Annotated in this window: 20 protein-coding genes; 3 read left to right on the top strand and 17 right to left on the bottom strand. The window is 60.3% G+C overall.

The window, feature by feature from the left end; translation table 11 throughout:
* Positions 1-24: 24 nt before the first annotated feature.
* The 6 genes from L0U81_RS03330 to L0U81_RS03310 form a co-directional block, all read right to left on the bottom strand.
* Positions 25-783, bottom strand: coding sequence for a glycosyltransferase (locus L0U81_RS03330; RefSeq protein ID WP_233800167.1), 759 nt, complete (start codon positions 781-783; stop codon positions 25-27).
* A gap of 16 nt (positions 784-799) precedes the next feature.
* Complete coding sequence (locus L0U81_RS33660) at positions 800-1,873, bottom strand: glycosyltransferase (RefSeq protein ID WP_233800166.1); 1,074 nt, start codon at positions 1,871-1,873, stop codon at positions 800-802.
* A gap of 124 nt (positions 1,874-1,997) precedes the next feature.
* Positions 1,998-2,837 (bottom strand): hypothetical protein, encoded by an 840-nt coding sequence (locus L0U81_RS03320; RefSeq protein WP_233800165.1) that lies wholly within the window; start codon positions 2,835-2,837, stop codon positions 1,998-2,000.
* A gap of 306 nt (positions 2,838-3,143) precedes the next feature.
* Positions 3,144-3,461: an IS4/Tn5 family transposase DNA-binding protein gene (locus L0U81_RS33490; RefSeq protein WP_267956392.1), complete on the bottom strand. Its 318-nt coding sequence runs from the start codon at positions 3,459-3,461 to the stop codon at positions 3,144-3,146.
* A 57-nt stretch (positions 3,462-3,518) separates the two neighbouring features.
* Positions 3,519-3,644, bottom strand: a complete 126-nt coding sequence (locus L0U81_RS33485) for a hypothetical protein (protein WP_267956391.1) — start codon at positions 3,642-3,644, stop codon at positions 3,519-3,521.
* Positions 3,641-3,925 carry a hypothetical protein gene (locus L0U81_RS03310; RefSeq protein ID WP_233800164.1) on the bottom strand — a complete coding sequence of 95 codons (285 nt, stop codon included), beginning with the start codon at positions 3,923-3,925 and terminating at the stop codon, positions 3,641-3,643. Before L0U81_RS03310 ends, L0U81_RS33485 begins: the two co-directional genes overlap by 4 nt.
* 510 nt (positions 3,926-4,435) lie before the next feature.
* Here L0U81_RS03310 and L0U81_RS03305 point away from each other — a divergent pair.
* The 3 genes from L0U81_RS03305 (at position 4,436) to L0U81_RS03295 (ending at position 6,838) form a co-directional block, all read left to right on the top strand.
* Positions 4,436-5,392 (top strand): class I SAM-dependent methyltransferase, encoded by a 957-nt coding sequence (locus L0U81_RS03305; protein WP_233800163.1) that lies wholly within the window; start codon positions 4,436-4,438, stop codon positions 5,390-5,392.
* Between the two features lie 43 nt (positions 5,393-5,435).
* Positions 5,436-5,597 (top strand): hypothetical protein, encoded by a 162-nt coding sequence (locus tag L0U81_RS03300; protein WP_233800162.1) that lies wholly within the window; start codon positions 5,436-5,438, stop codon positions 5,595-5,597.
* A 77-nt stretch (positions 5,598-5,674) separates the two neighbouring features.
* Entirely contained in the window at positions 5,675-6,838 is a 1,164-nt protein-coding gene (locus L0U81_RS03295) for a class I SAM-dependent methyltransferase (RefSeq protein ID WP_233800161.1), read from the top strand.
* Between the two features lie 29 nt (positions 6,839-6,867).
* On the opposite strand, the gene L0U81_RS03290 is transcribed toward L0U81_RS03295, so the two are convergent.
* The 11 genes from L0U81_RS03290 to L0U81_RS03240 all read right to left on the bottom strand — a co-directional run bounded on the left by L0U81_RS03290 (position 6,868) and on the right by L0U81_RS03240 (position 20,556).
* Positions 6,868-8,055: a hypothetical protein gene (locus L0U81_RS03290; RefSeq protein WP_233800160.1), complete on the bottom strand. Its 1,188-nt coding sequence runs from the start codon at positions 8,053-8,055 to the stop codon at positions 6,868-6,870.
* A 125-nt stretch (positions 8,056-8,180) separates the two neighbouring features.
* The gene (locus tag L0U81_RS03285; protein ID WP_233800159.1) at positions 8,181-9,728 is read right to left on the bottom strand and encodes a hypothetical protein; all 1,548 of its coding nucleotides are present in this window, start codon (positions 9,726-9,728) and stop codon (positions 8,181-8,183) included.
* Positions 9,721-10,119 carry a GtrA family protein gene (locus L0U81_RS03280; RefSeq protein ID WP_233800158.1) on the bottom strand — a complete coding sequence of 133 codons (399 nt, stop codon included), beginning with the start codon at positions 10,117-10,119 and terminating at the stop codon, positions 9,721-9,723. The genes L0U81_RS03285 and L0U81_RS03280 overlap by 8 nt, the downstream gene beginning before the upstream one ends.
* A 133-nt stretch (positions 10,120-10,252) precedes the next feature.
* Positions 10,253-10,993 (bottom strand): SDR family oxidoreductase, encoded by a 741-nt coding sequence (locus L0U81_RS03275; RefSeq protein WP_233800157.1) that lies wholly within the window; start codon positions 10,991-10,993, stop codon positions 10,253-10,255.
* Positions 10,990-12,306 carry an FAD-binding oxidoreductase gene (locus L0U81_RS03270; protein ID WP_233800156.1) on the bottom strand — a complete coding sequence of 439 codons (1,317 nt, stop codon included), beginning with the start codon at positions 12,304-12,306 and terminating at the stop codon, positions 10,990-10,992. The genes L0U81_RS03275 and L0U81_RS03270 overlap by 4 nt, the downstream gene beginning before the upstream one ends.
* A 2-nt stretch (positions 12,307-12,308) precedes the next feature.
* Complete coding sequence (locus tag L0U81_RS03265) at positions 12,309-13,733, bottom strand: UbiA family prenyltransferase (RefSeq protein WP_233800155.1); 1,425 nt, start codon at positions 13,731-13,733, stop codon at positions 12,309-12,311.
* Positions 13,734-14,105: 372 nt separating this feature from the next.
* Positions 14,106-15,239, bottom strand: a complete 1,134-nt coding sequence (locus L0U81_RS03260) for a glycosyltransferase (protein ID WP_233800154.1) — start codon at positions 15,237-15,239, stop codon at positions 14,106-14,108.
* A complete protein-coding gene (locus L0U81_RS03255; protein WP_233800153.1) occupies positions 15,236-16,489 on the bottom strand; it encodes a glycosyltransferase in 1,254 nt (417 codons plus the stop codon). The genes L0U81_RS03260 and L0U81_RS03255 overlap by 4 nt, the downstream gene beginning before the upstream one ends.
* Complete coding sequence (gene wecB, locus L0U81_RS03250) at positions 16,482-17,603, bottom strand: non-hydrolyzing UDP-N-acetylglucosamine 2-epimerase (protein ID WP_233800152.1); 1,122 nt, start codon at positions 17,601-17,603, stop codon at positions 16,482-16,484. Before wecB ends, L0U81_RS03255 begins: the two co-directional genes overlap by 8 nt.
* Positions 17,600-19,177, bottom strand: a complete 1,578-nt coding sequence (locus tag L0U81_RS03245) for a polysaccharide deacetylase (protein ID WP_233800151.1) — start codon at positions 19,175-19,177, stop codon at positions 17,600-17,602. The genes wecB and L0U81_RS03245 overlap by 4 nt, the downstream gene beginning before the upstream one ends.
* Positions 19,174-20,556: a phenylacetate--CoA ligase family protein gene (locus L0U81_RS03240; RefSeq protein WP_233800150.1), complete on the bottom strand. Its 1,383-nt coding sequence runs from the start codon at positions 20,554-20,556 to the stop codon at positions 19,174-19,176. The genes L0U81_RS03245 and L0U81_RS03240 overlap by 4 nt, the downstream gene beginning before the upstream one ends.
* Positions 20,557-20,560: the final 4 nt, after the last annotated feature.

The following is a 20,560-nucleotide window of genomic DNA, read 5'->3' as shown; positions in this document are numbered from 1 at the left end:
TCGACGGCTGTGTGCCAGATTGGTCTAGCCGGTGTTCTGACCTTTGATCGAAGTCATTGTCTGATACTTCAGGTTGAAGAGTCCGCAATAGGCGGCGAACCACGGCATCAACACGCGCACATAGCCTTGCGAGTTGAACCGTCTCAATGAGCAGTAGATTGGGCGCCGGATGTGCCCGAATACTCGTCCTTCCTTTTTGGCGAGTGCCTTCACGCGAATCAGAAAATCGAGATTTTCCCCAAGAACGATCCGTTCGTTATAGCCTTGGCTGTCCTCATACAGTCGCCTCTGAACATAGCTTTTTCCGAAAGGCCGGCCCAAAAAGACCTTGATCAACTCGAGGATCCAGAATACCCATAACGCACTGGCTCGCGCGACGTCCGGCATGGTCCGGATCGTACCTGCGACACTATTCTTCGCATGCATCGTGTACGAAACGTCCGAGAGAAAGCTCGGCGAGACGCGGTTGTCCGCATCGAGGAAGATCAATGTGGTTCCCTTCGCGGCTCGTGCTCCCGAGTTGCGCGCATACGAAACACCTGGTTCGTATTCGTGCACCAGACGGACGTTCACCTTCCGCGCGTGACACGCAAAGTCCCAAACAACCTCGTTGGTGTTGTCCGAGGAATTGTTGTCGACCACGACGACCTCGAAGCTTTCCGTGCCGATTGTCTGTACCGAAAGATCGTGCAGCAGATTCTCGATATAGCCGCTTTCGTTGTGGCATGGAACGACGACTGAGAAGTCGAATGTGTCACTGTCCACTGGCCGAGACTGAGTCATAACGTGCATCCGGACCTCAACGTGCGCTGCGCTTGATCAACTCGACCAAGGGCATGAGGGGACGCGGAGTCAGATGGTACCGTGAGATTTCTTTTGACAGTGCATCACTTTGTGTTGGCGATCTCAGCGCGTCCCTGACGACCTCGAGAATAGCGCCTTCGTCGTGCGGATCGACAGTGCGTGCGCGCGTGCCCATGTGCTCGCTGGTCCACGGGCCCTTGGACAATACCAATGGGCGTCCGGCCAGCGCGGCTTCGAGAGCCGATGTTCCGGGCGGTTCCAGCGGAACCTCCAGGAACAGCGCGCAGCTTTGCACTGCCGAGCAGAGAATTTCTGAGGCCGGCGGCATCTGCGGAATAAAAAGAAAATGCTTCGGCGCTGCTGCACGGCATTCATCGAAATATTCCTTGTCGTTCGGATATCCAATAAAGACGACTGGAACGTCCAGGCTTTTCAATGCTTTTATCGCGGTCAGTTGATTCTTGGTTCGATTGAGTACACCTACCCACAGCACGTACTTATCAAGGTTATACATTCGCTTGAAGATGCCCGGATTCGATGCATTGAGGAATTTCGGGTTGACGGGAGCCGGAATGTGGAGAATCTGCTCCTCGTTGACGGGCGCGTATTGTCGAATATTTTCAATTTCAGATTGAGATTTGAAAATAATCTTGTCGGAAAGTTTGAAAAAATCAGCGACCAGTTGACGCTCTTCTGCGTTGGGCGGGCCGTTCCACCAAAGATTGGGCCACAGGAAAATCCTTTTTTGCTGCGACTTGGCCCTTTGCAGCATGGCAAGTCCATCCGCTTGCACGGAGAAGTGCAATACGGACGAATACGACGATAGCGGGCGGCTTGATGGCCCGTAAAGATCGGCATCGATGCCTGACATACGCAGGCCTTCGATCAGCGTCAGCAGTTCAGTTTCCCCGCCACCGGGGTTCAGAAAGGCACTGTAGTACGTGGTGATCAGAAGTCTTGGATTATCCATACGTGTGTACTTGCTCGAATGCCGTGAATCAGGTTGAGCTGTTTGCGCCGTAACGCCCGGGGCGTGGCCATGCAGTTGTACCGCGCGGTTGGGAAGCACTATACAGGATCCGCCAGTCATGCCGGCCACATGACTAGACGGGTGGCTTCCCGAGCAGGAGGCGGGTCACCGCGTAGGCCCCAATCCGCTGCTCATGTTGCTACAGGCTCCAGACGTGCCTGCATTAGTTGTAGTAAGGCGCTGTGTGGCGATCCGATAAGCGTGGAAACAGATTGGTATCGATGATTGGAATGCCGGCGGCGTGTAGGCGCGCGGTCAGATAATGCTCCGACAGAATCGCGCGGGCTTTTCGTTTGAAAAATGCGAAATTTTCGGCGTCAGGCTTCCTTGCGCTATGCCAGTGAAGCTGATACTCCGGAAATTTCGAATCTGAGTAACCAAAGAGCCAGCTACTGATATAGGCCTTCCAGTTATCCGAGATTTTTCCTGTGCCCCCCCAAAATGTACGATAATCCGATGCAAAAATTTCCTCTTCGGGCAACGGAAAGGTCAATTTCCCGAGATTTTCGCAAACGTTGTATGGCAAAAAGAATACGTTACTTCTGATCCAGCTCGTATAGCGAATGCCCATCAATTCCACACTGCGTGGAAAATCGTCGAGATAGCCAATGCATTCCTTCGTCAGATCGTGACCTTCAACGATTGAACGGTCAAAGAAGTCCATGTAGCTGACACCACCGTCACGATAGTTCCGACGGAAAAAAGTGTCGTTGGCAAACAGGATGAGATCATCGGCGTTCAGATCGAGCACTCGCTTCGCAAACTGATAGCCGTGATCCCAGCCGGTGAACTCCCCAAGCGTGTTGTCACCGGCGACCTCCCAGATGGGACGGTCCATATTCTCGAAAGGTTGATCGATCTTGTTGTCGATGATGATAATTTGTAACTTTGCGTTGGGCAGCATTCGCTCGACCATCTTGCGGATGTGCGAGATTCCCTCGTCAGCATAAGTGCGGCCGTATACAAGGAACAGCGCAATAACCCGTGTTGCACCAATGATCATATTAACTCACAGTCGTAAAAAGGCGATTTTGGCGCGTTGAAATAGAGACCAGCACGTACAGATTTTTATCAAATTGCAGACTACAGACTCTATCACGCACCGTTCTAGCGGGCGGTGCTTGCTGTCGGGGAACCAGCCGGGATGCACTTCCTGCAGACTGCTCCGCCGGCACCTGAGTGTACTGCGTGAAATTCTCGAACTCGGTTTGCGATTTGAAGAGCAGCTTGTGCGCAATACGTGTGATTCCCTGAATGCGTTCAACTTCGCTCTCGGGAATGGGGCTCAGCCCACCTCATTACACATAAGTCATTCATGTCCGACCCGGCGCGCAAACCTGATGCCACCGCGCACATCGTCGGCATCCTTCAATTCGCGCGCCCACATCCGCCCGGCCGAACACCGCCAATGTGGCTCCATGATGCCGGACCATTCCAGCCTGTCCTGCGCCAGAAACCGGTAAGCCGCCGCCGTCTCGGCCCAGCCGCCGCACGCTTCAGGGATACTTGCCAACGGACTTCCCGACAGTTGCTCGGCCAACAGGACTGCCCGCCGGTTCAGACGCTTGTCGCCCAGATCGATACTCCTGAATTCCATCGCCGCCCAGCTCTGCGTCGCTTGCGCCATTCGCTCGTCATGCAAAAAGCAGGAGTCAACGGCAAAGCGCGGAAGTCTACAACTCACTCAGATCGACTTGTGTGTAATGGAATGATGAAGACCGAGTTCGTTCGTCATCCGCATGATCTTCAGCGACAGATTCGACACGTGCTTGTTGAACAGCACGACGTCGAAGCGATGCAGGTGGCTCACGCCGACGTCCACCTCAGGGATCTGCTCCACCAGACGTTCGGCCACAGGAACAGCTTCTTGCCTTGATTCACCGTTTCGCGAATGATCGCTTCGCCGTCCGCATGAACGAAGAAGTGCATCACCGCGTCGTAAAAGCGTAGCGGCAGGCTGCGAATGCCGTAGATGTCGGCCTGTACGCCCGACTCGTCGAGAAGTTCGGCGACTTGCACGAGTTCCGACTCACCACCACCGCTCGTCATGAACGCAGTACTGTGAGTGGTCACGAGAATCTTGAAATGCATATTGCGAGTTCCGTCCCGAATCGTCCCTTATCGTGGGCGTCGCTGCCGTCCGCCGGACGGTGCGGAACGCATGCGTCCGCGCCACTTGCAAAACAGGCACGGACCGTTATCGACAGGGGCTTGATTTTACGCCAAATCGTAACGCAATCGACCGCTCCGGCAACGCGGCAAGCACGCCGCTCTGGGCTTTTGTAACTTTATGTAGCTGACGGAAGCGGTGGCCGTCCCCGCCCTTTCTCTCGCGCAATCGCAGCGTGAGCGCGCGATCCGCGGAAAGCGGAACGAGCGCTCGCCATCGGGCTCGCGGCTGTATCGATTGCTACGACGAATATTTTGTAAGTAACGGTAAATGCTGACTCATGTCGGAACATCAGGAGACATTCGGCGTGCAGAATACTGGCGGTGCGATAGACTGGCCACGCGGGGATAACGAAGCGCCAGTCAGCATGCCGTAGTCGGTGCGCTCTTCAGTGGTGGCTTCCGCCTATTCCTTCAAGCAGGAGGGACAAGATGTCGGCATCGCCCGAACTTCTGGATTCACTTGCCGCGCAGCATCCCGCGATTGCAGAACTGATCGCTGAACGGGACAAGTATCGCGACGCGCTTCAGGTCAACATTCCGCACTTTTCGAATCTCGGCGACGTGCCCCCTGGCCACTACTATTCGCCGATCCCATCGATCTCCGACATCAAGCAGGACGAAGCACGCCTGTTCGGCAACATCTCGCGCACGCTGCCCGGCATCGAGTTCAACGAAGAGGCGCAGGTGCGGCTCGTCGGTGAGTTCGCGGACAAGTACTACGGCGAGATGCCGTTCGAGCCGCACAAGAAAGACGGCCTGCGCTTCTACTTCGAAAATGTAATGTTCTCGTATGGCGACGCGACGTCGCTGTACTGCATGATTCGCCACCTGCGGCCGCGCCGCATCGTCGAGATCGGCTCGGGCTTCTCGTCCGCCGTTTCGCTCGACACCAACGACCTGTTCTTCGACGGACGGATCCGGTGCACCTTCGTCGAGCCGAACAACGAACGCCTGCTGTCGTTGCTGACCGAGAAGGACAAGGTCACCTCGAAGATCGTGAAGTCGCTCGCCCAGGACGTCGACCTGTCGGTCTTCGCGGAGCTCGAAGCGAACGACATCCTGTTCGTCGACTCGTCGCACGTGAGCAAGATCGGCAGCGACGTCAACCGCATCGTCTTCGAAATACTGCCGATCCTCGCACCGGGCGTGCACGTGCACTTTCACGACGTGTTCCTGCCGCTTGAATACCCGCCGCAGTGGATCTATGAAGGCCGCGCGTGGAACGAAGCCTATCTGTTGCGCGCCTTCCTTCAGTACAACAGCGCTTTCGAAGTTGTCCTGATGAATACGTTCATGGGCCACTTCCACGCCGACCTGATGAACGCGCGGATGCCGCTCTTCATGCGCAACCCCGGCGCGAGCTTCTGGATCCGCAAGAAACGCTAGGCGCCCCCGGCCAGACCTTTTCATGTTTCGAGGAGATTCGTAGATGAGTTCGACGAACGCGCTCGCGATCGATCTGCTGGCGCGCAAGGGTAATGCGCTGCTCGCGATGATCACGCACGACCTGAGCCTCGACGACGTTGATGAGGCCTTCCGTCTGGCCAGCGGTAAAAGTTCGGACTCCATCAAGGTGCCGATGCATACCTGATGGTGTAAGCGGTCTCGCGCAATGCGGTGAACATTGGTCATAACTGGAAGCTGTGCCATCCAACACGAGGAGGCAACATGGCGAAGGAAGACAGTGCTCCGAGCATCAGTGAGTTTCGAGATAAGCGGCGTTGCCGTCTGCTGAAAGGACTGAACGTCAAGGACAGCGTCGGTGTAGAAATCGGCCCGCTGTGCTGGCCTCTCGTGCGACGCAGCGATGGCGGCGAGATCATTTACGTCGACCATACGGACACGCCGCACCTGCGTGAGAAGTACAAGGACGATCCTAGTCTCGACGTCAATGAGATCGTCGATGTCGACGCGGTGTGGGGGCGCAATACGCTGCACGAAGCGATCAAGGGCCGCTATGTCGACTACGTGGTGGCGTCTCATGTCGTTGAGCATGTTCCCGACCTCGTGACGTGGCTAAGAGAACTGGCCACGGTCCTCAAGCGGACCGGCGAAGTACGGCTCGCCGTGCCCGACCGGCGCTACACCTTCGATTATTTACGCCGCGAAAGCCGGCTGCCCGAAGTATTGGCCAGCTATATTGCCCGGGCCCGGATACCGCAGACCTACTCGCTGCTGGATCACTGCCTGTCCGCCGCCCACATCTCGACGCAGGAAGCATGGCAAAAGCGGATCGACCCGCAGTCGGTCAAGCGGCTCCATACATGGCAGGGCGCGCTGCATGTCGCACGGGACGGATTCATAAACGGCACCTATCACGACGTTCACTGCTGGGTTTTCACACCGCGCTCGTTTGCGAAACTGATGGCCGACCTATGCGAAATGGAGATGATCGATTTCGCGTGTGAAGAATTCAACGACACGCTGCACAACGATATCGAGTTTTCTGTAGTGATGAGGCGCTCGCGCGATCGCGAATATATTGCCGACAGCTGGCGGCGAATGGAGCGGCAGGCCAGCAGCGACGCAACGCCGGCCGTGCCGTTCTGGCGCACGCACCGCAAGCTCGAGGAGCTATGCTCCGGACCGGACGCCGGTAAGAGCACGCCGCGCGTGAGCGGGCAACCCAGCGAACTGGACGCGGACGAAGCGGTCGAATTGCCGCCGGATTTCAATGAACAGGAATATCTCGACGCCAATACGGACGTGGCGGCGGCGGGACTGAATGCGGGTGAGCATTACCTGCGGTATGGGTGGCGAGAGGGGCGGGCGTTGCGCCCGGCTCCCGAGGCTCAGACCGCCCCTGCTCCGGTTGCCATCGAAACGAGGTAACGATCGCGACGGTTGAAACGCGCGAAGACCTAATGGCTGGGCGGGCTTTCAGGAATTTGGACCGCCCAGTTCGGCGCGACGTTTAGCGTATGCCCTCTGTCGTTCGGCGTAATGCTCCACATTGGCCATTCCGACGCGGGAAATCGCGTGGCGCTAGCCAGCAGGATGACGACGACGAATCCACCTGCCAACACGCGCGACGGCTTCGAAGTCGGGGTCGCGATCGACAGTAGCGCGGCCCAGAAAAAGAACAGCAAGGCGGGATAGATATACCGGGCGCCGAAGCCGTACCACTCCATATGTAGCGAGTATGGATTCGATCGCGCGGCGCCAAGCAACCAGATAATGCCAGCCATCGCCGCAAGCAGCAGACAGGCGAAAACCGCTCGCGATCTCGCCACGACGAACACCAACACTATCGCCAGGATCAAGCCGGCGATGAGCGGAACGCTATCCGGCGACGGCAGGAGACTGCAAAACAACTCGCGGATCATCCGGGTGCCATAACGCCACACATACGGCGCCGGGCCAAAATCGAGCGGCGGCGAGGCGTTCGTTGCAACCGCATAAACCTGCCCCGCCACGCCCGCGGTGTAAGCGACCAGAAATCCAGTCTGACGATGCGAAAACTTCCCGCGACGCGACGCGTAGATACAAGCCAGCACGGTCGGGCCGAACGTGATGATGCCAAAGGGGCCTGTCAACGCAATGACGGCAGCCGCGAACGCCCGGACGCTATACCAGGATTTCGGCGGATTGAACAGGTTTTCCCACAGCAGAACGATGAGCGTCGGAAATAGTATCCATTGAATGTTCGTAACATTCAGCAGGGTCTCGCCCGTCTGCGGGACCAGCAGAGGTGCGAGGGCGAGAAGTGCGGCGATGGGACGCGAGAAGATTCGAAACGCGTAGGCCATGTAGGCGCTCGACCCGGCCGTGATCAACGCACACGCCCACATGAAAAAATACGGGGCCTCGTCGATTGGCGTCGTTTTCATCTGCAGCCATGCGACGAGACGCGGAACGAAATGCCAATAGCCAGAATAGGCCTGCACGAAGGACCGGATACCAAGTTCGTGCGCTTGCGCGATAAAGATCGTGGCGTCTTCGGCCCACAGAAAGCCGTGCTCGATGCGCTGAGGTGCCCGATACCACATGAGCAGCAACGCGCATAAGAACATGAGCAATGGGAAGAGGCAGGTCTTTTCTCGTCGCATACCAGTAATTCAATATTTTTTAGACAAAAAGATCAGCAGAAATCTACAGCCGACTCGAACATCGAGTCGACCGTGATTACCGCGAGCCGGCCGGTGCGACTTCGCCACGAGCATTGCCGGGCTTATCAGGTCCGCGGCCCTTTTGCACACGTTTGAAGCTGCTGCTGCGTCCCTGCGGCGTCACTGCGCCGTAGCAAGCGGTAACCAGCGAAATTGAACGCTTCCACGGGCGCGTAGGCCTGGCTCGCGAGCAGGCAATTCGCGCTTGCCTCGAAAGTCCAAAGCGGCTGATGCACGAGAATGTAATCCGGGCTGTACTTCGTGAGCCAGGAGTAAAGATCCTTCCGAGCAATGTAGTCCGCGTTATAGCGATTGGTCAGACCGAGAATGTCGATGATGTACCGGTCGGAGTACCAGCCCACGGTTCCGATCTCGACGCTTGCAACTACCGCATTACCCGGCGTGTTGGCTTTTATCCATTCACCAATATTCTTGTATGCGTCCATCGGGCCGCGCTGGATGTTCGAGAGACCAAAGCTGTGGTAAACGAAGCCGCTCGTGACAAGAAAAAACGCAAGGAACAGTGTCAGGAAAACAGAACTCTCCCGAGACCGCTCGTACGAGAAGTTGAGCACCTTCCACGCGCCGACGCCAACGAACAACAAGTCGAAGAAGAAGAATGGCGCGTAGTACCAGTGGTAATTCGGAATGTGCAGAAATACATAAAACGAACCGAGCAGCACAAGATAGAAAATGACGAGCCACACGATCCTTTTACCGAGACTCGACAGCACGCCGACGAGACCGACCGGCAGCATGAACGCGAGCAGCCGGAAATCCCCCCCGAAGAAAGCGTCCTTCATGTACTGCACGTGGAGAAAAATCAGTCCCTCGCCCCAGTATCCTGATTTGCCCTGTCCGAGCTTCGCATTACCGGTAGCCGGAAGAAACGCGCCGTAGTAGTAGTAGTTGAATATGAAATTGGCCGCGAGCAAAATGACCGGCGCAACGACATACTTGACTTGAGGTAGTTTTCTGTTCCTGATGAAGTAATCGACGACCACGACCAGGCCAAGGAACACACCTTCACTGCGCGTGATGAACAGCAGGCCGAGCACCACACCCAGACCGAAAAATTGCTCCCTGCGATAGAGTACCAACGCGAGCGCGGAGAGGAACAGAAACAGCGAAGTCTCCATCCCAAAGGTGTCGTAGAAATAATTGAAGGAAACAACGATCAGCGCACATAGCGTCTGTTCGTATTTCCCGCTCGCCAGCAGATGCGCTCCCGTGATTGCCGCCGCGCACAGGAACACGAACGACAAAAAGATCGTCGTATATTGCAAATTCCCGGTCACAAGGTTGGCAACGATCAGCAAGTAGGAATACAACGGCGACGTCAGGCCGTTGAAACGATCGCCCACATTGTAGGTCAGGCCATCTCTGTCAAACAGATTGCGCAGATACCGCAGATAGATCAGCGAATCGTCCAGTTGAAAGTTGCGCGTTTGCCATGCAAGGTAGCCGCCCACGGTAATGGTGACCACCAATAGAAGCGCATTCCCCGAAAGGTACTGTCTGAGTTGTTGTATTTTCATTGGCCAATATTTTTTTATTATGCGCCCCGAAGTAGCGCAACTTCTAAAACTCAATGCATTGCCCGCATCAGGCAAAAACGAACTTCTTGTCGAGCCGGTATTTGACGATGTAACCAATCACGAGTCCAATCACGCCACCCGTAAAGCGGGCCGGCTCGGAGTGATAGATCGCGTCCGCGCCAAATTCGAAGCCCCAAAAAATCACGGTAGTTGCGAGTCCCATCACCGTGTACAGCAGAAAACTCTGTATGCCGTGCGACAGATCGCGATGGCGGTATCGAAAGATCCAGAGCTTGTCGAGTACGAACTTCACCACCAGTCCACCGCCCGTTCCGACGACCACGGACAGCGGCACGCTGAATGCTCCCGAATAGGTGATCAGCGAGAGTTTCTGAAGACCGATATTCGCGGCGATCGAAATCGCCGCGAATATCGCATAAAAAATCACGAGGCGCGACGCGCTCATGGAAGTTGCCGGGGAGTTCACGAAAGGCACACCAAGTCAGGAAGGTCAAACGAACGTTCGCCGCGCCATGCGCTCGCTGGGCGGCGACGGTTGCCGTCGAGCACGACAGAACTGTCGCAATGCGTGCGATGCATCACAACGAGAGCCGCTTGAACACGCGGCCAGGAATGGAGCGAATGATCAGCATGATGCCCCACCAGAACCACGGGGTATAAATGACGTCCCTGCCCTTTTCCACCGCGCGCAAGATATCGCCCGCGACCTTGTCCGTCGTAGCAACAAGAGGTCCCGGCAAAGGAAGACCCGCTGTCATGGGCGTAGCGACAAAGCCCGGCTTGATCGTCAGCACATGCGCGCCCGCTTTGAACAGGCGCGCCCTCAGGCCCTCGCAATACGCGGAGAGCGCTGCTTTTGCGCTGCCATACAGATAGTTCGACTGGCGGCCGCGATCGCCGGCCACCGACGAAATGATCGCAATCGTGCCGCGCCGTTGCTGCTCGATTACGTTCGCGAAACGCGTCAGCAACGCGATAATCGAGACCGCATTGGTGTTGAACTCGCGGACCGCGACGTCGGCATCGTTCTGGCAATCCTGTTGATTCGGCAGCGTACCGGGAGCCACCAGCACGATGTCGAGCGCGCCGAACTCGGCCGCACAGCGCTGCATCATGGCGGCATGTTCGCCAAGCTGATCGATGTCCAACTGCTGGCACAGCACGTCTTGCGCGCCACGTGCCTTGAGATCGTCAGCAACCTGCTGGAGGCGCTCCATGTTGCGCGCGACGAGAAAGAACCGCGCGCCCTGTTTAGCCCATTGCCGTGCACAGGCAATGGCGATCGCCGAAGTGGCGCCTACGATAACGATGTTTTTCATAGTCGTGTGGTTCGTTCCCAAAAGCGTGACATCAAGGCAGGATCACGCAGCGCTTCGACCTGCTCCCACTGCGGATAGGCAGCGCGAAAATCTTCGCCCGACATATGCGCGTCCTTGGCGGGATATAAACGGCCGCCGCTCTCGCGCACGATCGCATCCAGCCGGTCGAAAAGCTTGCGATTCGATTCCTCGCGCTGGGGGAAGTCGAGCGCGAGCGACGTGCCTTCGAGCGGAAAAGACAGCAAGCCCGGCGATTTGATGGCGCCGCAGCGCTTCAGCACGGCAAGTATCGACCCCGTGCCGCTGCGGGCAATCGCGTCGAGAATGGCCCGCGTTGCCTCGCGTGCAACGGGCGCCGGCATCACGCATTGATATTGCTGAAAGCCCGAGCGGCCATAGATGCGATTCCATTCAAGCAGGCTGTCGAGCGGATAGAAGTACGAGTCGTAGCTGACCGTCGAGCGAACCGATTCCGCGCGTTGCCGCCTGTAGTACAACTCGTTGAAGGCGCGCAAGGTCAGCCGGTTGAAAACGGGGATCGGCGACGTGAACGGCACCGTACGCGTCTTGCGGCGCCCGACATCGAGCCCTCCATCGGAAGCGTGATCGCCGACCATGAAAATGCCTCTGCCCAACGCGGCATCGCGGCTCTGACAGTCCACCCACGCCACGCTGTACTCATGCAGTTCGTCGAGCCGTTCGGACAGCGCGAAAAACTCGTCGAGGTTGGCAAAGCGGATGCTGGTCACATCGAGCATGCTCGACTTGATCGGCATCAACTGGATTTCAGCCCACGTGATCAGCCCTGTCATACCAAGGCCGCCAATCGTTGCGGCGAAGAACTCGGGGTGCAATTCCGGCGTACATTCGAACTGCGTGCCGTCGCTTCGCAGTAAGCAGAAGCGCCGCACATGCCGGCCGAACGTGCCGCGTACATGGTGATTCTTGCCGTGCACGTCGTTGGCGATCGCGCCGCCCAACGTCGCGTACTTCGTCCCCGGCGTCACGGGCAACATCCATCCACGTGGAATCGCCACGTCGAGAATCTGCTCCAGTGTCATGCCTGGTTCAGCGCGCAATACGCCGTTTTGCCAGTCGGCCAGAATCATCCGGTCCAGCGGCAGTGTCTGGACCACGTGGCCTGACGACGCGAGGCAACTGTCGCCGTAACTGCGCCCATTTCCAAAAGCAAGGGTCGTGCGCTCCGCGCCGGCGACACTTCGCCATACCGCCGCGGCCGTATCACGCCAGGTGATCGGATGGGCATCTTGCAGCACGTACGGATAGCGCCCCCACGACTGAACTTTGGGCATGGCTAGATCGCCAACCAGAACACGGCGCCGCAGAGTGCCATGGTCAGCCAGCTGCTCCGGTCTTTTGCCGCGAATACGATCGGGTCGTCGTGCATCAAGCCGCGATGCGCGATGACCCACGTACGGCTCACCCAGTACAGCAGCAGAGGACAGGCCAGCCAGATGTACTGCGGATGCCGATAGAGGCTCGCCGTATTGGCGTCCTGAATATAAAGCGCGAGCACCAGCACAGAAAGATAGCCCGAGGCCGCGCCCAGTGACGAAATCAACGACAGATCGCTCGCGACATAGCCGCGGCCGCGTGACTTCACGAGGCCGCGCTCCTTCAACGCGTGCAGCTCCGCATACCGCTTGACAAGCGCGAGGCTGAGAAAAATGAACATCGAAAACGCGAGCAGCCAGAACGTGAGCCGCGCATCGATCGCGGCGCTTCCGGCGATGATCCGTGTCGTGTAGAGCAACGCCAGCGCGACCACGTCGACCATGACTCGCCGCTTCAGATAGAGCGAATAGGCCAGCGTGAGTACGTAATATCCGAGCAAAACCAGGGCGAACATATGAGGCAGGCAGAGCCACGCGATCGCGCCGCCCACGGCCAGCAGAATGGGAAAGAGCGCCGCACCCCAAACGAGCGGCAACGCGCCCGAAGCAAGCGGGCGTTTGCGCTTTCTCGGATGATGCCGATCGTCCTCGAGATCAAGCAGATCGTTCAACAGGTAGACGCTCGACGCACAGACACCGAAAGCAAGGAAAGCGAGGAGCGCTGACATGACAAGCGCGGCGTCCGACAGTTGATGCGCCGCGAGCAGCGGAACGAAAATCAGCAGATTTTTCAGCCACTGATGCAGTCGCAGCGACTTTGCCCACGTCTTCGGCCACGCGGACCGTTGGTCAATGACGCGCTCGACGTTGCCCTGCTTGCGGGCCGCGCGCTCGACGCCACTCGACGGATTGATGACATAGGCACGCTCAGCCGCGGCCCAGACTGCGACATCGTCGTGCGAATTGCCCGCGTAGTCGAAGCCTTTCTCCCCGAACTCGGCCACGAGCCTGTCGCGCTTGCGATGCGCGGACAAATTGATGTCGCTGTGCGTGGCGAACGTTTTGTCGAATAGCCCAAGATGATCGGCAATCGCATTCGCGTAGCGTTCATGGCTAGCGGTCGCCAGCACGAGCGAACGCCCGGCGGCCCGCTCCTCCTTCAGCCACTCGATGACCGTGGCGTCATAGGGCAGAACGGTGACGTCGATATTGGTCGCTTCGGCCAACCGGGCTTTGAGTCCGGCTTTGCCCTCGCGCAGGAGCCAGAGAAGCGGCTCGTAGAACCGATGGGGAGCGGATCGGGTGAAAGCAAAACCGCATTCAATCAGGACGTCCGAGCGAATGAGTGTTCCATCAAGGTCGACAACGAGGGGTTTGCTACTCATTCAGTGGGCCGCCGCAAGGCAGAAAAGAGTGTGGAAAGGTACTGCGATGTCGTGGAAATTCGTTCCGGCGCCGTAGCGGGTCAAGTCGAATCACGAGGATCGAAATATCCTGACCACGTAAAGCGGCGTCACGCTACCATTTCGCGCCCTTCCCCACAACCCGCTCCAGATTTATTTGTCAACTTATTGCCGATTGAGTTAGCGACCGTAAGCCCGCGAAATTAATTGTAACGAAGCAGAATAATCAGCGTACCGGGCTCAACTGCGCAGATACTACCAACATCTCGCATATAGGCCGAATTTGCCCAAACAAACGCGAATTAAACACTTTCGCGAGCTTCCCGGCGAAATGGAGAAAAAGAAAATAGCGACTCAGGAAGACAATACACGTTCATACAGCGATTTATATGCGCTTCCCAACGCTGGCCCCGAAAACAACCGCTCATACCGTTCCCGCGCCGCCGCCCCCATCCTGCCCGCCAGCGCTTCATCCAGCGCGAGCCGGTTGATCGCGGCAACCAGCGGCTGCGGCGCCTCGGGCGGCACGACAAACCCCGTCACGCCGTCCTCGTTCACGTACGAGGTCCCGGATCCCACCTCGCAGCACACCATCGGTTTGCCGAACATCGCCGCTTCGACCAGCACCATCCCGAACGCTTCGGAGCGCAGATGTGAGGGCAGCACCATCGCGCGGCAACCCTTCAGCAAGGCGACCTTTTCCTCATGCGTGACCTGCCCGGCAAACACGACGTTGCTCGCGCCATGCTCCCGCGCCAGCGCGGCGAGCCGCTCGCGCTCCGGTCCCGAGCCTGCAACGACGATTTTCGCCTGCACATGCCGCGCGGCCTCGACGAGCGTATGCAGCCCCTTGTAGTAGCGCAACACGCCGAGCGCCAGAAAATATGGCTCGCCTGGCGCGAGACCGAGCCGGCTCTCGAGATTGCGCTGCGCGTCGGCCGACTGCGGCTCGTCGCGATAATCGATGATGCCCAGCGGAATCGTCTTCAGGCGCTCCTTCGACACGCAGGCGGCGAGCGCCTCGCTGGTCCGCGCATAGGCCGGCGAAGTCGCGACCACCGCGGACATGCTGCGCAGCGTACGCCGCATCAGCGGTCCATAGACGGCACCCAGCAGCTTCTGCCGCACGATGTCGGAGTGATACGTCATCACCGTCGGCTTTTTCGTGCGTCCGAGCAGATGCAAGACGTCGGCGAACGGCCACGGAAAGTGGAAATGCACGACGTCGGCCCAGTCGGCCATCTCGCGATACCTGATCACCGAACACGGACCGCCGAGATCGCACGATGCCGGCGCCGCCCACGATTTCTCGCGGATCACCTGCCCTTCGGGATAGTCGACGACCGTCGGGGTCGGGCTCGGCGACAAGGTGAGAATGCGTGGTTCGACGCCGCGTTCGCGCGTCGACAGCGCAATCTGGCGGATCGCTTCCTGCAGGCCGCCAGGCGGGTCCGGGAAGTACGTGCGGTACACATGAACGACTCTCACGTGCGCACCTCCGCGCCGTGCTGCTGCGCGCTGCTGCCGCCCGCTTGAGGGTAGTGGAACGTGATCGCCAGCATCTTGTCGAGTCGTGCCTCCCACGTATTGTCGCCAACCGCCGCGCGGGCTTCATCCGCGCTCAGCTTGCCGCGCGCCAACTGTTTTTCGATCGCCGCGATAAACGCGTCGGTATCGCCGCCCACTTCGAGCCCCGCGCGCGGCTCCTTCGCGAAATCGAGCGGCGTCGACACGACCGGCAGACCGGCCGCGAGATATTCGTAGAACTTCATCGGAAACATCGAGTGCGTGTACTCGTTGATCAAGGTCGGCAGCACGCCGACCCGCATGCCGCGCAGATACTGCGGCAGCACGCGATACGGCCGGTAGCCGAGCAGATGCACGTTCGGCAGACGCTTGAGCTGCGCGAGCAGATCGCTGCGCTGCCCCTCGCGCTCCTCGCCGATGATCACCCATTGCCACTGCGGCCGCGCCTGCGCGGTTTGCAGCAGTAGCGGCAGGTCGACCTTGAAGTCCGACAGCACGCCGTGATACACGAGCCGCGGCTCGTCGATTGCGGCGAGCTCGGCGGGCACCGGCCCGTCGGCGCGCGCCGCGCCGAAGTGTGCTTCATCGACGACGTTGCCGAAGAAATGGGTATTGCGGTTGAACGGCAGGCACACGTCCTTCAGCGACTGCGCGGTCGTAAACACCGCCTCGCAGCGCCCGAGCAGATCCTGCTGCGCGTTGCGGAACGCGTCAACGTCGACGCCCGGAATCGCCGCGATATCGTCGACGCAGTGGTAGACGAGCGGCCCACGCGGCAGCGTCGCGATCGCATCGAGCATGTACGGGTGGTACGTCCACACGACCGGCTTGTCGTAGCGATGCGACCTCGCGAAGCGGTTCACCGAAAAGCGCAGCAGCGCCTGGTTCAGCGCGCGCACGAACGGCAGATGATGCCCCGCCGGCACCATCAGCGGCGACAGCACCCAGATGTTGTCGGCGCGGCGCGGCGGTCCGAGCACGAGCGACTGCACGCCGCGCCACAGGCGTCGCCACAGCCGCGACCAGTCGCGCCCGCTGCCCACTTTCGGCGAACGGAAGCCGACGCTTTCCACATACAGGATTCGCCAGCCGCGTGCGGCGAGAATGCTCGCCGTGTGCTGCTTGTTGGTCCAGTAGGGCTCGTCCCAGTCGGCGGTCGAAAACAGCACGCAGTCTTGCGCGGGAAGCACGGGGTTCTTGCAGTCAGCCAACGAACACCTCGACCGGTCGGCCGCGCAGGCTGTCGACGATGCGCCGCGACGCCAGTCCGTCGCCGTACGGATTCGCACGATCGCGCAACGCGGCGCGCCGCGCGGGATCGTCGAGCCAACCGATCACCGCGCTTTCGATGCTCGCCGCGCTCTGGCCCGCGAGCGTCGCGAAACCGGCGTCGATACCTTCGCGGCGCTCGGTGTGATTGCGCATCACGACGACCGGCACGCCGAAGGTCGGCGCCTCTTCCTGGATGCCGCCCGAATCGCTGACCACGACGGCGCTGCCGCTGATCAGATAGAGGCTCGTCGGATAGTCGACCGGTTCGATCAGCGCGAGGTTCGGGATGCCATCGAGCTCGCGATGCACGGGCTCGCGCACGGCCGGGTTCAGATGCACCGGGAACACCCAGCGGTAATCGCTATAGCGTTGGCACAGATCGCGCAGCACGCGGCAAATGTCCTGCAGCACGTCGCCGAAATTCTCGCGACGGTGGCACGTGACCAGCACGTGCTGCTGCTGCGCGCCCTGCCATGCGGGCAGCGGACTCGCCGGCGGCGTGACGCTCCAGCTAGCCCGCACTTCGTCGATCGCATCGACGACCGTGTTGCCGGTCACGACGATCTTCTCCGCCGCGACGCCTTCGCTGAGCAAACTGTCGCGAGCGCGCGAGGTCGGCGCGAAATGCAGCGTCGCGATGCGGCCGAGCAGACTGCGGTTCGCTTCTTCGGGAAACGGACTTGCCAGGTCGCCGGTGCGCAGCCCCGCCTCGACATGGCCGACGCGGATGCCGCGGTGGAACGCGGCGAAGCCCGCGCAGAACGCGGTCGTCGTATCGCCCTGCACGATCACCCAGTCGGGACGCGTTTCGTCGAGCGCGCGATCGATCGCGGCGATCAGGCGCGACGCCAGCGCGTTCAGCGATTGCCCGGCGTGCATCGTTTCGAGCGTGATGTCCGGTTCGATGCCGAAGAATTCGAGCGCCTGCGCGGCCATGTCCTTGTGCTGTCCGCTCGCGCAGACGATCGTGTCGAACTCGCTGCGCAGCGCTCGCACGAGCGGCGCAAGCTTGATGACCTCGGGCCGCGTGCCCATCACCACCATGACTTTCATTGCAGTGCTTTCCCCGCCTCGACCTTGGTATGAGCGCCCCGGAACTCGACGCCGAGCGAGAGCGGCGTCGTGTCGGCAAATGGCGTGACGACGCGCCATGCGCCGTCGTGTTCGACGATCTGCGCAAGCGACCGGAAGCGCAGGAAATCGAGCGCGGCTTCCTCGTGCAGGAATAGCGGCCGTTGCGCCTTGCCACGGATGTAGGCGATGAACTGCTCATGCGCGTCGATGCGCGCCGCCTCGTCGGACCAGCCGTATGCGTATCGCTCGGAGAACGGATGGTCGAGATAGCCGAACAGCGTGTTGGTCGCATACGCGTAGTCGAAGGCCTGCTTGAAGACCGCGAGCGGATCGCCGTCTTTCAGCATGCAGTCGCCGTGCAGCATGCACTGCTGGCTATGGCCGACGAAACCCGCCGGCAACCCCGCCAACGCGCCGCCACGCGCGCTCAGGAACTCCGGATCGTTGCGGATGATGCCGCCGATGCAGCCCGCGTAGCCCGCATCGACGAGGCCGCGCATCGCGTACGGCGGCGACTGGTGAAACGGCGAGACCGCGTAGCGCACCGGCACGCCGGTCGCGCGTTCGAGCAGCTCGGCCGATTGCACGCCTTCCGCGATCGCGGTGTCGTAACTGCCGCCCCAGTTCGGCGAGTGCGTGGCCGTGTGCGACAGCACCGCACCCTGCTGCCGGTCGGCAAGCAGCTCGCGCAGGATGTCGTGCTGGCCGCCGCGTTGCAGGTTCTGCGTGTGCACGGCGAGCGTGAACGGTACACCGAGACGCCGGTACGCCTGCCACAGCGGACGCGCCGATTCGACGTCCTCGTCGCAGTCGAGCCGCGACGTGATCGCCGCGTCGTAGCCCCAAGGCAGTTCGCTCAGCACCGGCTGACACGGCAGCGCATCGGGCCGGTAGCCCGACAGAAACTGCTCGACGAGGCGCCATTCGAACGAATCGCACGGGCCGACCGGCCGGTTGAACCACAACACGCCCGATGCGCCGGCTTCCCACAGCGCCGCGTAGGCGAACTGCCGCTCGCCGTTCACGACGACCGAAGCCAGTTCCGCTTCGGCGGGCACTTCAGCCGCTTGCGCGAGCGCCCAGATCGAGCCATCGGCGCGAATCGCGCCGTAGCCGAGATTGTTCCATTCGTCGGTGAAATCGAAGCGCTCGAACGGGCGATGCCACGCCGCGCCGCCGAGCGTCTGTGCGCGCGCGCCGTAACGCACCGCCGCCGCGCTTTCGCGGGCTTCGAAGGAAGGCGCCGAGGCACTGCGGCTCGCCTCCGCGAGTTCAGGCGGCAACGCCGAGGGCCGGTAGCGCAGATAGTTCGCGAGCGCGATCGGCATATGGCCGAACACGATCAGCTTGCGCGGCCGCGTCTCTACGAACGCGATCAGGTCCGCGCTCCATGCATCGGGCGCGTCGACGGCGACCACGACGTCGGGCGCGATCTCGTGCAGCATGTTGCGCGTGATCGCCTGTGCCTGCGTGACGCTGACCGAGCGACGCAGCGCCGCCAGCACGTACTGGCCGGCATCGGCGCGCGCGTCGGGAAACGCGACGCCGATCATGCGCTCACCACGTGACGGAATTTGGCCCGGCTGCCCACCCGCACGAAGTCGTCGTGACCGACGTAGGCGATCGTGAACGCATCCTGCCAGAAGTGGCGCAGCTTCGCGGTCGTGTCGTCGGCATTCGCGTGCGGTTCGAGCACGATGCGCAAAGTTGGCGGCGTCGTGCGCAGATCGATCTGGAATTCCTGGATTCCGCCGACGCGGTGATCGAGCATGTCCTGGATGTGGTGCGTCGGATGCGCGACGCCGTTGATCGGCACGACGTCATGAATCCGGCCGACCACGTCGGTCAGGAAGAAGCCCTTCTGCGTTTCCTGCACGCGCGCGAGGTCGCCGGTCGTGTAGCGGATCAACGGCATCAGCCTGTTGCGGAAACCGGTGAACACGAGCTCATGCGCGCCGTCGGGATTGTCCGGTGCGACGCGGCTTTCCGGCCAGCCTTCCGATTCGAGGATCTGGAAGCCGCCTTCGTGACCGTCGAGCTCGTAGGCCATCACGCCGAGCTCGGCGAGGCCGTAGCGGTCGATCACGCGGCAGCGCAACGCCTTGGCGATCATCTCGCGCGCATGCGGCTCGAGCAGCTCGCCGCTCGACTCGAACACCTGGAACGCCTTGCCGCCGCCGTACTTGCGCTGCACGTAGCAGGCGAGCGCGTACATGGTCGACGGATGCGAGTGGGCGAGATACGGCCGGCGACGCTTCAGCGTGCGCCACATTTCCTCGAGGCCCTGATCGTCGATACGGTCGAAGAAGATGTTGCTGCGATTCATCGCGAAGCATTTGAAGTCTTCGCGCGACGGCCATTCGGGCATGACCTGATCGGGGAAACGGCACGCGAAGTGCAGCTCCGAGCGATGGCGCAGCTTGCCGATCCGCTCGCGACAATAGTTGGTGACCGCCGACGAATAGTCCGCGCCTTCCTGGTCGTAGTAGATCGTCGTGGAGAGCCCGGTCGAGCCGCCGGTCTTGCACGCGTGGTGCTGGCCCGCCACGAGCGGTCCCGACAGCAGACGCGGTCCCTGCTCGCGGATGATGTCCTTGGTCAGATAGGGCAGCTCTTCCAGATAGCGCGGGTCGTCCTTGACCTTCGCGGGGTCGAACTGCTTCGACTGGAACAGGTCGCGATAGTAAGGCACGTTCGCGCCGGCGAATTCGAGCGTGGCCACGAGCCGTTCGAGTGCGATGCGGCGGCGATGCGGCATCGGCAGCGAATAATGTTCGCGCAGCTCGCGGATTTTCGGGCGCACATTGCGCTTTTCGGCGTTCTCCGCAATCGGATACGCGATATAGCCGCCCGCGAAACCCTTCAGAGTGCGAAACGGCTGACGCACGAGCAGGGATTCGGAGTAGCGCAGAAATGGGTGGTTAGCTCGCATCAAA

This window comes from Paraburkholderia sp. HP33-1 (assembly GCF_021390595.1).
Lineage (GTDB): Bacteria > Pseudomonadota > Gammaproteobacteria > Burkholderiales > Burkholderiaceae > Paraburkholderia.
The sequence above is the reverse complement of the archived record's forward strand: the minus strand, read 5'-3'. Positions and strand labels throughout refer to the sequence as shown.